Below are 12,706 nucleotides of genomic sequence, written 5' to 3' on the forward strand. Positions count from 1 at the left end.
GTCACTTCCCGATGATCAGGCTCATCGCCTCGGCACGAGTCACCGCGTCGCGCATCTGTCCGCGCACCGCCGAGGTGACGGTCCGAGCCCCCGGCTTGCGCACGCCGCGCATGGACATGCACAGGTGCTCGCACTCCACCACGACGATCACGCCGCCCGGCTCGAGGATCTTCATCAGCGAGTCGGCGATCTGGCTGGTCATCCGCTCCTGCACCTGCGGGCGCCGGGCGAACACCTCGACGAGCCGTGCGAGCTTGCTCAGTCCCGTGATGGCACCGTTCGCGTTGGGGATGTACCCCACGTGGGCGACGCCGTGGAACGGCACCAGGTGGTGCTCGCACGTCGAGTAGACCTCGATGTCCTTGACCAGGATCATCTCCTCGTGCCCGAGGTCGAACGTCGTCGTGAGCACGTCCTCCGCCTCCTGGCGCAGGCCCGAGAAGGTCTCCGCGTACGCACGGGCGACGCGCGCCGGGGTGTCCTTCAGGCCCTCGCGGTCCGGGTCCTCGCCCACGGCGAGCAGCAGCTCCCGGACCGCGGCCTCGGCGCGGACGGCGTCGTACGGCGGGACGTCCGCCGCCCGGCGCACGCCGTCCGTCGCCGACGGGGCCGAACGCTTGCTCACTGGGGCGCCACCGGGTCGTCCGGATCCTGCGCGCGGCCGGTCGTGAGAGCTTCGGTCGTACCGTTCAGCGTCACCTTCGCGACCGGGCCGGTCACCGGGCCTCGCGTGTGCACGGTGCGCTGCTCGCTGGAGAGCCAGACGGTTCGCGCGTCGCGCTTCACGACCGGCGCGAAGATCTCCTCGAGCTCCTTCTGGTTCAGCGTCTCCGTCTCCAGGAGGCGCAGCACGAGGTCGTCCAGCACCTCGCGGTACTGGGTGAGCACCTCCCACGCCTCGTCGTGCGCGGACTCGATGAGCTTGCGCACCTCCTCGTCGACGACGCCGGCCACGGCCTCCGAGTAGTCGCGCTGGTGGCCGTAGTCACGACCGAGGAACGGCTCGCCGCTGCCGGTGCCGAGCTTGATCGCGCCGACGCGCTCGCTCATGCCGTACTCGGTGACCATCTTGCGCGCGGTCGCGGACGCCTTCTCGATGTCGTTGCCGGCACCCGTGGTGGGGTCATGGAAGACGATCTCCTCGGCCACGCGGCCGCCCATCGCGTAGGCGAGCTGGTCCAGCAGCTCGTTACGGGTCGTGGAGTACTTGTCCTCCAGCGGCATGACCATCGTGTAGCCGAGGGCCCGGCCGCGCGGCAGGATCGTCACCTTGGTCACCGGGTCGGTGTACCGCATGGCGGCCGCGACCAGCGCGTGCCCGCCCTCGTGGTACGCCGTGATCTTCTGTTCCTTGTCGTTCATCACGCGCGTGCGCTTCTGCGGGCCGGCGATCACACGGTCGATGGCCTCGTCCAGGGCACGGTCGTCGATGAGCTGGGCGCCGCTGCGCGCGGTGAGCAGCGCCGCCTCGTTGAGCACGTTGGCCAGGTCGGCGCCGGTGAAGCCCGGGGTCCGGCGGGCCACCGCGTTGAGGTCGACCTCGTCGACCATCGGCTTGCCCGCCGCGTGCACCGTCAGGATGGCCTCGCGGCCCTTCAGGTCCGGGGCCTCGACCGCGACCTGCCGGTCGAAGCGGCCCGGGCGCAGCAGGGCCGGGTCCAGGATGTCGGGCCGGTTCGTCGCCGCGATGAGGATGACGTTCGTCTTGACGTCGAAGCCGTCCATCTCGACCAGCATCTGGTTGAGGGTCTGCTCGCGCTCGTCGTGCCCGCCGCCCATGCCGGCGCCGCGGTGACGGCCGACGGCGTCGATCTCGTCCACGAAGATGATCGCCGGGGAGTTCTGCTTCGCCTGCTCGAACAGGTCGCGCACGCGGGAGGCACCCACGCCGACGAACATCTCGACGAAGTCCGAGCCGGAGATCGAGTAGAACGGCACGCCCGCCTCGCCGGCGACGGCGCGCGCGATGAGGGTCTTGCCGGTTCCGGGGGGCCCGTAGAGCAGCACGCCCTTGGGGATCTTCGCGCCGACGGCCTGGAACTTCGCGGGCTCCTGCAGGAACTCCTTGATCTCCTGGAGCTCCTCCACCGCCTCGTCCGAGCCCGCCACGTCGGTGAACGTGACCTGCGGCGTGTCCTTGCTGACCAGCTTGGCCTTCGACTTGCCGAAGCCCATGACGCGGTTGCCGCCGCCCTGCATGCGGGACAGCAGGAACCAGAACAGCAGGCCGATCACCAGGAACGGGATGAGCACCGAGAACATGGAGCCCCAGAAGCTCGGCTGCGGCACCTCGGAGTCGTACCCGAGCTCCGGGTCCGAGGCCTTGACGGCCTCGGTGATCTCCTCGCCCTGCGGCTCGACGTAGAAGAACTCGACACTCTTGCCGTGCTCGACCTCTTCCTGGTCCTCGCCCTCCTCGGCCGTGAAGTCCTCGGAGAGCTCGAGCTCGACCCGTTGCTCGCCGTCGACGACGAGCGCCTTGGTGACGGTGTTCCCGTCCAGCAGCTCCAGGCCCTGCTCCGTGGTGATCCGTGAGACGCGCGGCTGCAGCAGGGATGTCAGTGCCAGCGAGAGCACGACAAGGGCCAGGACCACCCAGATGATCGGCCCGCTCAGAAACTTCTTGATGTTCATCGGTAGACGGGGCGGGGCCCCGCATCCCTCCGCTCGAGGCAAGTGTTGTCGTTCGAAACTACACGGAAACCCTGAGGGCTTCCGAAGCGTTTCGCCCAGAGCGCGGCGCGCTCCGTTCGTCGCGGCGCCGCTTTCCCCCCGACCCCTGCGAAGGGGCCGGTCCCCCCGGAGTCAGCCGCCACAGTACTCACGTTCTCGGCTTTCCCGGCGTGCTCTCGTCAGCCGCCGTAGACGTGCGGCGCCAGAGTGGCAACGAACGGCAGGTTCCGATAGTTCTCGGCGTAGTCGAGACCGAAACCCACCACGAATTCGTTCGGGATGTCGTACCCCAGGTACTTCACCTCGACGTCGGTCTTCGCGGCGCCGGGCTTGCGCAGCATCGAGGCGATCTCCACGGACGCCGGCCCGCGCGACTTCAGGTTCGAGACCAGCCAGGACAGTGTCAGGCCGGAGTCGATGATGTCCTCGACGATGAGCACGTTCCGTCCGCTCAGGTCGGAGTCCAGATCCTTGAGGATGCGGACGACGCCGGAGGACTTCGTCCCCGACCCGTAGCTCGACACCGCCATCCAGTCCATCTCGATGGGGTGGTGCAGGCGCCGTGACAGGTCCGCCATCACCATGACCGCGCCCTTCAGAACGCCGACGAGGAGCAGGTCCCTGCCCGCGTAGTCCTCGTCGATCTTCGCTGCCATCTCGTCCAGTTTCTTACCGAGCTCCTCCTCCGTCAGGAGGATCTTCTCGAGGTCGGTACCGACGTCGGACTGGTCCACTGCTCACTCCAGGGTTCGGGATCCGTGCACGCTGTGGGCGCAGGAAAAGCCTGCCACACGCGCGCTCCACCCGTGCCCCACCCGGGAGGTGGGCGGGTCCTTGTCCACTCCACGAGACGACGAGCGCGTCGAGCGCGTCGACGTGGCGCGCGGTGGTGGGCGCGGTGGTGACCTCGTGCGCCGCCAGCCGCAGCGCCCGACGCCGCAAGGCCGCGGGCGCGGCGGCGAGCACAGTGACGTCGAGCACAACGGTGCCGCCGTCGCCGTCGGGGTCCGGAGCCGTCGGACGGGCCCGGCCCAGGAGGTCCGCCGCCAGCGTGTCCAGCGCGTCCGTGTCGTCGCGCAGCTGGGCCGCGCTGCGGACCAGGGCCTCCGCGGCCCCGGGACCGAGCACGTCCTCCAGCACGGGCAGCACGATCCCGCGCACCCGCGACCGCAGCGGTGCGCCGGCCGCAGCGGGACCCGGCACGAGGTTGGTCGGATCCGTCCAGTAGTCCAGGCCCGACGCCGCGCACACCGCCTCGGTGTCGGCTCTCCGCAGCCCGAGGAACGGACGCCGGTACCGCCCCCGTGCGGCCGGCATCCCCGCCAGCGACCGCGCCCCCGCGCCGCGCGCGAGCCCGAGCAGCACCTGCTCCGCCTGGTCGTCGAGGGTGTGCCCGAGCAGCACGAGGTCGGCCCCGGTCTCGCCCGCCGCCGCGTCCAGCGTCGCGTACCGCGCGTCCCGCGCCGCGGCCTCGAGACCGCCCCGGAATCCCCCGGCCGACCCGGCGCCGCCGTCGTCCGCCGTCCTCCGGCGCACCAGCACCCGGCGCACGAGCACGGGGTCCAGGCCGAGGCCGCGGCACTGCCCGGCGGCACGCGCGGCGACGTCGTCGGACCCGTGCTGGAGACCGTGGTCGACGACGACGGCCCCGGCCCGCACCCCGTGCGCCCTGGCCCGCACCGACCGCCCCACCCGGGGCGCCTCGTGGGCCAGCGCTGCCGCGAGCGCCAGGCTGTCGGCCCCTCCGGAGCAGGCCACGAGGACGGTCGACCCGGCCGGCAGCCCGGCCAGCACGTCCCGCACGGCGGCCCGGGCCCGCCGCAGCGCAGGGTCGATCTGTGCCATGCGATCAGCCCACCGGGCCGAGGGCGAGCCGGCGAGGGGTGCGGCGGGCGGCGCGGGCGGGCATCGGGGTCACCCGTGGACGCGCCGGACCCAGGCTCGGGGATCCTGGATCTCGCGGGCGTCTGGAAGGTTGGCCCGTCCGGCCCAGACCGCGTTGAGGCCGTCGCGCCCGACGGTCCGTTCCACGGCCCGGACGAAGGCCGCGCCGTCACGGTACTGGGCGAGCTTGGCGTCCATGCCGAGCAGCCGTCGGAGGACGACGTCGAAGGCGGGCTTGTCCGCGCCGTCGCGCCGGCGTTCGAACCGGGCGCGGATCCGGCGCACGGACGGCACGACGGACGGGCCGACGGCGTCCATCATCACGTCCGCGTGCCCTTCGAGCAGGGCCATGACCGCGGTGATGTCGGCGAGCGCGTCCTTCTGGGCGGGGGTGAGGAAGCCGTCGACGAGCGTGTCGCCGCGGCCGCGCAGCGCGTCGAGGACGGCCGAGCCGATCGTCTTGATCTTGTGGTCGATCCGGGCCTTGGCCAGCTCGGCCGACGTGCGTGTCAGCTCGCTGACGAGGCCGCGGGTCCGCGTCCGGAGGTGGTCGGCGAGCCAGGGTGCGACGGCGAACTGCCAGGCGTGCGTCTGCTCGTGCAGGCACACCCAGAGGCGGAAGTCCTGGGCGGGGACGCCCATGGCGGTCTCGGCCTGGAGGATGTTCGGCGCCACGAGCAGGAGCCGGCCGGGGCCGCCGCCGGGCACGTAGGGGTCGAACTGGCCGAGGACGCGGCCGCTGAGCAGCGCGAGCACTGCTCCCACCTCGGCGGCGCCGGCGGCCTGGACGGCGGGCCCGAGGCCACGCGGGACGACGTCCTCGATCCCGTCGACCAGCGTGGCCATGGACTGCGTGTTCGCCCGCGCCCAGGAGGCGCGGTCCACGACGACGACCTCGGCAGGGGCAGGGCCGGGCGTGAGGCGCGTGACCTCGTGCACGTGCTCGACGGCGGTGTCGGCGGCCGCACGCAGCCCGCCGACCAGGTCGTGGAGTCGCTGATGCGGGGCGATCGGGCCGGGTGGGGCGAGGCGGGCGGCGATGCGTGCCGCTGTCGGCCAGTCGACGGCGGAGACGGACGTCGTCATGGCCGGTGCGGACGACATGAGCAGGGCGGGGCGCGGCCCGAGGCGCGAGGCGCGCACCGGGACCAGCAGCTGCGGAGGCGGCGCGATGTGCTTCACCGGTCCACCGTAGGTGATGCCTGACACCGGTGGACGCCCCCGCCCGGTCACTCCGGCGCGGAGTAGCTCGCGAGGGAGTCGACGAAGTCGTCGTAGACCGGGATCGCGTCCTCGGCGTTGCCGGGGATGGAGTCCGCGAGCACCACGAAGACGAGCTGGCGCTGGTCCGCGGTGACGACGGTCCCGGAGAGCGCGCGGGTCTTGCTCAGGCTGCCCGTCTTCGCCCGGACCAGGCCGCGGGCGGCGCTGTCGCCCGTGAACCGGTCGTACAGGGTCCCGTTCAGCCCGCCCACCGGCATGCCGACGGCGACGTCGCGGAGCGAGGAGTGCCGGGGGTCGATGGTGAGGCCGACGACGTCGGCGAGCTGCCGCGCACTGAGGCGCGAGCCGTCGCCGAGGCCGGAGCAGTCGTTGAGCCGTGCCCCGTCGAGGTCGACGCCGAGCGCCTCGACGGCCGTCATCACGGACTCGGTCGCGGCCTCGGTGGAGCCGGGCGCACCCGCCTCGACGGCGACGAGCCGGCCGACCACCTCGGTCATCGTGTTGTTGGAGGTGTGCAGGAAGAACTCGGTGATCTCGGCGACGGGCGCCGACTCGACCGCGCCGATCGTCTCGGCGCCCTCCGGGGCGTCGGCCCGGGCGATCTGCGCCACCTCGACCCCGCGCTCGCCCAGCCGGTCGGCGAAGATCTCGGCGGCGCGCCGCGCCGGGTCCTCGACCCAGGGCCCGCTGGCGCTGTAGACGTCCCCGGCGAGGCCGATGTTCACCCCGACCGGGGCGGCCTCTCCGATGTAGGCCTTGTTCGCGTTCGCGACGGCGGGCGCGATGCCGGGTCCGCTGAACAGGCTGTCGTCGAGCGCGAGCCGCACCTTGCTGGTGCCGTCGACGTCGAGCTCGGCCGCCACCTGGTCGGCGAGGTCGCCGAGGCCGGCGCGCCCGTTGATCTCGTCCGGGCTGCCCGCACCGGGGGCGAGCATCATGTCGCCGCCGCCGACGAGCGTGATGGTGTCCTCGTCCCGCACGACGGTGGTGGACAGGGTCCGGTCGGCCAGGGGCGACGACAGCGCCGCGACGGCGGTGAGCACCTTCTGCGTCGAGGCAGGGGTCATGGGCCGGTCCTCGGAGTCGGCGCCGAGCGTGTCGCCGGTGATGGCGTCCGTGACGACGACGCCGACCCGCGAGCCGAGCCGCTTGTTCCGGACGAGGGCGCCCATCCGGTCCTCGACGTCGTCGACGGCGGGGGCAGGGGCGGACGGCGGGAGCGCCGGGAAGACCGGCTCGGGCGGCGGCGCCTCGACCGCGCCGGGCGCCGTCGGGAACGGCTCGGCCTCGGGCCAGGGTTCGGCGGTGGTGAGCATGCCGGGGACGACGTCGAGCGCGTCGAACGCGAGATATCCACCGAGCAGGGCCAGAAGGACGACGACGGCTGTGCCCGGCCGCGCTGACCTGGTCATCGACTTCCCTTCGCCGTCACGTCGAACCCACGACCAAGTCTAGTGGAAGCAAAGCCCGCGCTGGTCCAGGATGCCTGGGGGCATTATGCCGAATCCGGCGAGTGGGACTCGCCACATGTTCGCCACCTGGACCCGTCGGTGCACCTCCACCGTGGCAGACTGGACGCGCGAGGCACCGCTGCCGCGCGAACCAGCCGCACCGGGGCGCGATGCCTGGGGCGATCCCTTTCGACGAAGTGGAGCACGAGGCGTGGAGTTCGACGTCACGATCGAGATCCCCAAGGGTCAGCGGAACAAGTACGAGGTGGATCACGAGACCGGGCGCATCCGCCTCGACCGCATGCTCTTCACCTCCACGCGCTACCCCGACGACTACGGCTTCATCGAAGGCACCCTCGGCGAGGACGGCGACCCGCTCGACGCGCTCGTCCTCCTGGAGGAGCCGACCTTCCCCGGCTGCCTGATCAAGTGCCGCGCCCTGGGCATGTTCCGCATGCGCGACGAGGCAGGCGGCGACGACAAGGTCCTGTGCGTGCCGACGGGTGACCAGCGCGCCGCCTGGCGCCAGGACATCGACGACGTCTCGGACTTCCACCGCCTGGAGATCCAGCACTTCTTCGAGGTCTACAAGGACCTGGAGCCGGGCAAGTCCGTCGAGGGCGCCCACTGGACGGGCCGCACCGAGGCCGAGGCCGAGATCGAGCGCTCGTTCCAGCGCGCCAAGGACTCCGGCTACTACAAGCACTGAGGCCGACGATCGGTCACGGCCGGCCTGCGGAGGGCATCGCTCCCGCGAGACGCAGGTCCGTCTCCCGGAGGGCGACCCCCGGCATCACGGCCTCGATCATGCGGCCGTCGCCCGTGTACATCGCCACGTGGTAGATGCTCTGCGGGTCGGACGGGTCCGAGCCGTAGAAGATCAGGTCGCCCGGCCGCAGCTCGGCGTAGTCGATCTTGCCGACGGCGACGTACTGGGACCGCGACGTGCGCGTGATCCACTCACCGGCGTACAGCCACGCCTCGGACGTCAGGCCGGAGCAGTCGTAGGCGGTCGGCCCCTCCGCCCCCAGCTCGTACGGCGCGCCGATCTTGGTGCGCGCCCAGCCGACCGCCACCTGGCCCTGCTCGGCCGAGCCTGCCCCGGGGGCGGGAGGCTCCGGCGCGGGGCCGGGGTTCGGCGGAGGTTCCGGCGCGGGTGCGGGCCCCGGGGCTGGGCCGGGCGCCGGTTCGGCGGGGGCCTGGGCGGCGGAGTCGCCGCCGGAGGAGTCACTGTCTGAGGAGTCACTGCCGCCGGAGGACTCGCCGTCGCCGGAGGGCTCGCCGTCACCCGAGGCACCGTCGTCCGCTCCCTCTTCCTCCGCCTCGGCCCGCGCCGCGTCGAGCGCCGCCCGCGCCTCGGCCTCCTTCTCCGCCTGCTCGGCGGCGGCCCGCGCCGCGTCGCGCTCCCGCTCGATACGGACGCTCGAGTCGCGCAGGTCCGCGAGCCGCTCGATCAGCACCGTCCGGTCGCGCTCGGCCGCCTCGGTCCGTTCCACGAGGTCCGCCGCGGCCGCCTGCGCCGCCTCGAACGCCGCCTCGGCCGCCGCCTGCGCCTCGGCGCGCTGCTCGCGCGCCGCCGACCACCGGGCGTCCGCGGACTCCGACGCCGCCCGGGCGTCCGAGTACCCCGCCAGCGCGGTGGCGAGCTTGCGGCGCACGGCCCGCTCGGCAGCGTCCCGACCGATCAGGTCGTCCACGTTCTCGGCGTCGAGCACGACCTCCAGCGGGCCCAGTGCGCCGTCGGCACCTCCCCCGCGCTGGGTCGCCCGGTAGACCTCGGCGAGCCCCGCACGGGCGCCGGCCTCGGCGTCGCCCGCACGCCGCGCTGCCTGTCGCGCGGCGCGGACCTCCGCCTCGGCGACGTCGAGCGCCAGCACCGCGTCCTCGTGGTCTGCCGCCGCCATCTGTACCCGGACCTGCGCCGAAGCGAGCTCCTCGCGGAGGCCGGCCAACGCGGCCTCGGCCTCGGCGACGTCGAGCTCGCCGGCCCGGACCGCCTCGCGCGCCTCGGACGCCTCCTGCGCAGTCGGGCCGTCGGGCAGGTCGGTCTCGTCGCCCGACGCGACCGGGCCCCACGGCAGAACCATCGCGAGCACGAGCACGAGCACCGCGAGGACGCGCCACCCCAGGTGCCCGACCCGGCCCCGGCCCTCGCTCGTACGGACCCACCACGCCATGACTCCCCGGACGCCACCGAGGGTCCCCATCGTCTGATCCGCGGCCATGCTTCCCCCCCCTGGCTCGGTCACACAGGACGCGGCGCCCGACCACTGCGCACATCTTGTGCACGACGGCGTGTCGTCTTGCACACGCCCGACTCAACGATCAGGTTCACCCGACTTCTCCGATCCCGCACGCCGAACCGCCAGGTTCCCGCGTCTCGAATCCTGGTCTCACCATGCGGTTACGCCTTTCTTCGGCGGTCGGGGACGCGGTACCGTGCGCGGCATGACTCGTCGAATGTGCAGCTGACACCAGCGCACCCCGGACGCTTGCGGGCGTGTGCGCACGCATCCCGCCCCCGCACGAGAGCCGCAGGAGAGTCCATGTCGATCGAGGCACACCACTTCCTCCCCGCCGTACCCGGCCCTGAGATCGACGTGCCGTTCCCGCCGCACGCGACCGGGCTGAGCGCCCCGGTGGCCCCGCCGCGCCCGCCCGGCCAGATGCCGGTCCCGGCGAGCGGCGCCTGGCGCGAGGGCGACCAGCCCGGCCGGCGGCAGTTCGCCGACCTCGGCGCCTTCGACCTGGAGGCCGGCGGGCGGCTGCCCGCCGTGCGCGTCTCCTACGAGACGTGGGGCGAGCTGGCGCCGGACTGCTCCAACGCGGTGCTCGTGCTGCACGCGCTCACCGGCGACAGCCACGTGACGGGCGACGCCGGCCCCGGGCACGCCACCGCCGGCTGGTGGCAGGACCTCGTCGGTCCCGGCCTGCCCATCGACACCGACCGGTACTTCGTCGTCGCGCCGAACGCGCTCGGCGGGTGCCAGGGAACCACCGGCCCGGCGTCGACGGCGCCCGACGGGCAGCCCTGGGGCGGCCGCTTCCCCTTCGTCACCACCCGCGACCAGGTCGCGGTCGAGATCGCGTTGGCCCGCGAGCTCGGGATCGACGGCTGGCAGCTCGTGGCCGGCGGATCGATGGGCGGCCTGCGCGCCCTCGAGTGGGCGGTGCAGGGCCCGGAGGCCGGGATCGACGTGCGGAACGTCGCCGCCGTCGCGACGACGGCGCAGGTGGGCGGGGACCAGATCGCCTGGTCTCACCCGCAGCTCGCAGCGATCCGCGCGGACGCGGGCTTCCGCGAGGGCGACTACTACGACGCGCCGGACGACACCGGGCCGCACCGCGGACTGGCCATCGCGCGGCAGATCGCGCACGCCACCTACCGGACCTCGTCCGAGCTCGACACGCGCTTCGGCCGCCTCCCGCAGGGCGGTGAGGACCCGTTCGACGGCGGCCGGTTCGCCGTCCAGTCCTACCTGGACCACCACGGGGACAAGCTCGCGCGGCGCTTCGACGCGAACTCGTACCTGGTGCTGACGGGGTCGATGAACTCCCACGACCTGGGCCGGGACCGGGGCGGCGTGGAGCTCGCCCTGTCGGGGATCACCGCGCGGACGCTCGTCGTCGCCGTCGACTCCGACCGGCTCTTCCCGCCCGGGCAGTCCGCCCGCCTGGTCCGCGGCATCCCGAACGCCGACCCGCTCCGGATCATCACCAGCGACTACGGCCACGACGGGTTTCTCGTGGAGGGTGACCAGCTCGCCCCGATCGTCGCGGAGTTCCTCGCGGGGTGAGTCCGGACGCCGGGCCGATGTCGGTGTCCCGGCCTAGATTGTGATCGTCACCGCACTTACGACGAGGAGACGATCATGGCCAGGCTCAATCCCTACCTCAGCTTCACGACCCAGGCCCGCGAAGCCCTCGAGTTCTACCGGTCCGCGCTCGGGGGCGACGTCGAGATCACACCCTTCGGCGACATGCCCCTGCCGGACCTTCCCGACGGTGCCGAGGACCTCGTGATGCACGGCTCGCTGGCCACCGACCAGGGCCTCACGATCATGGCCGCGGACTCGCCGGAGGGCATGATGCCTTACGAGGCGCCGAGCGCCGGTGTCCAGGTCGCCCTCACCGGCTACTCCACCGACCACGACTACATCGCCGCCGCGCACGCGCAGCTCTCCGAGGGCGCCAGCGACGTCCTGCCGTTCGAGAAGGCGCCGTGGGGCGACTTCTACGGCCAGCTCAAGGACAAGTTCGGCGTGTCCTGGATGTTCGACTGCGGCACCCCCGAGAGCGAGGCCGCGGCAGCCCAGCAGGGCTGACAGGGCTCGCCCTGGCCACTGGAGCAGCGACTCGCGCGACGCAACCGCTCCGGCGTACCGGGACGACAGATAGGTTGGCCGCATGCTTGCCGCGTTCGCGAAGTCCTTCTCGTCCGATGCGCCGCTCACCGGGCTGGAGGTGGGGGACGCACCGGAGCCCGCGCAGCGGGAGCACTGGACCACCGTCGATGTGCGTGCGGCGAGCGTCAACCACCATGATGTCTGGTCGCTGCGCGGTGTCGGGCTGCGTGCGGAACAGCTCCCGATGATCCTCGGCACGGACGCGGCGGGCGTCGCGCCCGACGGTACCGAGGTGATCGTGCACGGCGTGATCGGGGCGGACGGGCACGGCGTCGGGCCGCGGGAACGGCGCACGCTGCTCAGCGAGCACCACCCGGGCACGCTCGCGGAGCGGGTCGCCGTCCCGACGGCGAACCTGGTCCCCAAGCCGGCGGAGCTGTCCTTCGAGGAGGCCGCGTGCCTCCCGACGTCCTGGCTGACCGCCTACACCATGCTGTTCACCGCGGGCGGCCTCGCCCCGGGCGACAGCGTCCTGGTCCAGGGCGCCGGCGGCGGCGTGTCCACCGCCGCCGTGCTGCTCGGCGCGGCGGCCGGCCTCGAGGTGTTCGTGACCTCCCGCTCCGAGGAGAAGCGCCAACGAGCGCTGCCCCTCGGTGCTGCGGCGGCGCTGGCTCCGGGCGAGCGCCTGCCGAAGCGGGTCGACGTCGTGCTGGAGTCCGTCGGGCAGGCGACGTGGCAGCACTCGGTGCGCTCTGTCCGGCCCGGCGGCACGATCGTGGTGTGCGGGGCGACGTCGGGCGACGCAGAGCCCGCGGAGCTGACCCGCATCTTCTTCCAGGAGATCCGCGTGCAGGGCGTCACGATGGGACCGCGTGACGACCTGGCCGCCCTGGCGAACTTCGTGACCCACGCGGACGTCCGCCCGCTCATCGACGGCGTCCACTCCCTCACGCACGCGGCCGACGCCTTGTCCAGGCTGGTCGAGGGTACCCAGTTCGGCAAGCTCGTCCTCACCCCGTGAGGCCATGACCCCGTGCCCCCGCGGGGGCACGGGACGGGCGGGACGAGCCGGGCGCAGGCCGACCCGCACCGTGCACTCGTCGGTCGTGCACCCAGCAGTGCGGCGGG

General features: G+C 72.9%; 11 protein-coding genes. 4 read left to right on the forward strand and 7 right to left on the reverse strand.

Going from position 1 to position 12,706, the window contains the following annotated elements; translation table 11 throughout:
• Position 1: 1 nt before the first annotated feature.
• The 6 genes from folE to ACYU96_RS15930 all read right to left on the reverse strand — a co-directional run bounded on the left by folE (position 2) and on the right by ACYU96_RS15930 (position 7,193).
• Positions 2 to 625, reverse strand: coding sequence for a GTP cyclohydrolase I FolE (gene folE, locus ACYU96_RS15905; RefSeq protein ID WP_460755535.1), 624 nt, complete (start codon positions 623 to 625; stop codon positions 2 to 4).
• Positions 622 to 2,634 carry an ATP-dependent zinc metalloprotease FtsH gene (gene ftsH / locus ACYU96_RS15910; protein ID WP_460755538.1) on the reverse strand — a complete coding sequence of 671 codons (2,013 nt, stop codon included), beginning with the start codon at positions 2,632 to 2,634 and terminating at the stop codon, positions 622 to 624. The genes folE and ftsH overlap by 4 nt, the downstream gene beginning before the upstream one ends.
• 218 nt (positions 2,635 to 2,852) lie before the next feature.
• On the reverse strand, positions 2,853 to 3,407 hold the full coding sequence (hpt, locus tag ACYU96_RS15915) for a hypoxanthine phosphoribosyltransferase (protein ID WP_460755541.1): 555 nt from the start codon (positions 3,405 to 3,407) through the stop codon (positions 2,853 to 2,855).
• Positions 3,343 to 4,518: a tRNA lysidine(34) synthetase TilS gene (gene tilS, locus ACYU96_RS15920; protein ID WP_460755542.1), complete on the reverse strand. Its 1,176-nt coding sequence runs from the start codon at positions 4,516 to 4,518 to the stop codon at positions 3,343 to 3,345. The genes hpt and tilS overlap by 65 nt, the downstream gene beginning before the upstream one ends.
• A 69-nt stretch (positions 4,519 to 4,587) precedes the next feature.
• Positions 4,588 to 5,739, reverse strand: coding sequence for a zinc-dependent metalloprotease (locus ACYU96_RS15925; protein ID WP_460755545.1), 1,152 nt, complete (start codon positions 5,737 to 5,739; stop codon positions 4,588 to 4,590).
• Between the two features lie 47 nt (positions 5,740 to 5,786).
• Positions 5,787 to 7,193 carry a D-alanyl-D-alanine carboxypeptidase/D-alanyl-D-alanine-endopeptidase gene (locus ACYU96_RS15930; RefSeq protein ID WP_460755547.1) on the reverse strand — a complete coding sequence of 469 codons (1,407 nt, stop codon included), beginning with the start codon at positions 7,191 to 7,193 and terminating at the stop codon, positions 5,787 to 5,789.
• 250 nt (positions 7,194 to 7,443) lie between these two features.
• Here ACYU96_RS15930 and ACYU96_RS15935 point away from each other — a divergent pair, with 250 nt between their 5' ends.
• Positions 7,444 to 7,941 (forward strand): inorganic diphosphatase, encoded by a 498-nt coding sequence (locus tag ACYU96_RS15935; RefSeq protein WP_460755550.1) that lies wholly within the window; start codon positions 7,444 to 7,446, stop codon positions 7,939 to 7,941.
• A 13-nt stretch (positions 7,942 to 7,954) separates the two neighbouring features.
• Here ACYU96_RS15935 and ACYU96_RS15940 read toward each other — a convergent pair whose 3' ends face one another.
• The gene (locus ACYU96_RS15940; protein WP_460755552.1) at positions 7,955 to 9,457 is read right to left on the reverse strand and encodes a C40 family peptidase; all 1,503 of its coding nucleotides are present in this window, start codon (positions 9,455 to 9,457) and stop codon (positions 7,955 to 7,957) included.
• A 321-nt stretch (positions 9,458 to 9,778) separates the two neighbouring features.
• Between ACYU96_RS15940 and metX the strand changes: the two genes are divergently transcribed.
• The 3 genes from metX to ACYU96_RS15955 all read left to right on the forward strand — a co-directional run bounded on the left by metX (position 9,779) and on the right by ACYU96_RS15955 (position 12,599).
• A complete protein-coding gene (gene metX / locus ACYU96_RS15945) occupies positions 9,779 to 11,029 on the forward strand; it encodes a homoserine O-acetyltransferase MetX (RefSeq protein ID WP_460755555.1) in 1,251 nt (416 codons plus the stop codon).
• A 75-nt stretch (positions 11,030 to 11,104) separates the two neighbouring features.
• Complete coding sequence (locus tag ACYU96_RS15950; protein WP_460755558.1) at positions 11,105 to 11,557, forward strand: VOC family protein; 453 nt, start codon at positions 11,105 to 11,107, stop codon at positions 11,555 to 11,557.
• Positions 11,558 to 11,639: 82 nt separating this feature from the next.
• Positions 11,640 to 12,599 carry a zinc-binding dehydrogenase gene (locus tag ACYU96_RS15955; RefSeq protein WP_460755560.1) on the forward strand — a complete coding sequence of 320 codons (960 nt, stop codon included), beginning with the start codon at positions 11,640 to 11,642 and terminating at the stop codon, positions 12,597 to 12,599.
• Positions 12,600 to 12,706: the final 107 nt, after the last annotated feature.

It is taken from the genome of Myceligenerans cantabricum (assembly GCF_054777735.1).

What these genes read in the sequence shown, in the direction of transcription:
- metX (WP_460755555.1), top strand. Translation starts at nt 9,779, where the DNA reads ATGTCGATCGAGGCACACCACTTCCTCCCCGCCGTACCCGGCCCTGAG.
- ACYU96_RS15955 (WP_460755560.1), top strand. Translation starts at nt 11,640, where the DNA reads ATGCTTGCCGCGTTCGCGAAGTCCTTCTCGTCCGATGCGCCGCTCACC.
- ACYU96_RS15940 (WP_460755552.1), bottom strand. Translation starts at nt 9,457, where the DNA reads ATGGCCGCGGATCAGACGATGGGGACCCTCGGTGGCGTCCGGGGAGTC.
- ACYU96_RS15930 (WP_460755547.1), bottom strand. Translation starts at nt 7,193, where the DNA reads ATGACCAGGTCAGCGCGGCCGGGCACAGCCGTCGTCGTCCTTCTGGCC.
- ACYU96_RS15950 (WP_460755558.1), top strand. Translation starts at nt 11,105, where the DNA reads ATGGCCAGGCTCAATCCCTACCTCAGCTTCACGACCCAGGCCCGCGAA.
- tilS (WP_460755542.1), bottom strand. Translation starts at nt 4,518, where the DNA reads ATGGCACAGATCGACCCTGCGCTGCGGCGGGCCCGGGCCGCCGTGCGG.
- ftsH (WP_460755538.1), bottom strand. Translation starts at nt 2,634, where the DNA reads ATGAACATCAAGAAGTTTCTGAGCGGGCCGATCATCTGGGTGGTCCTG.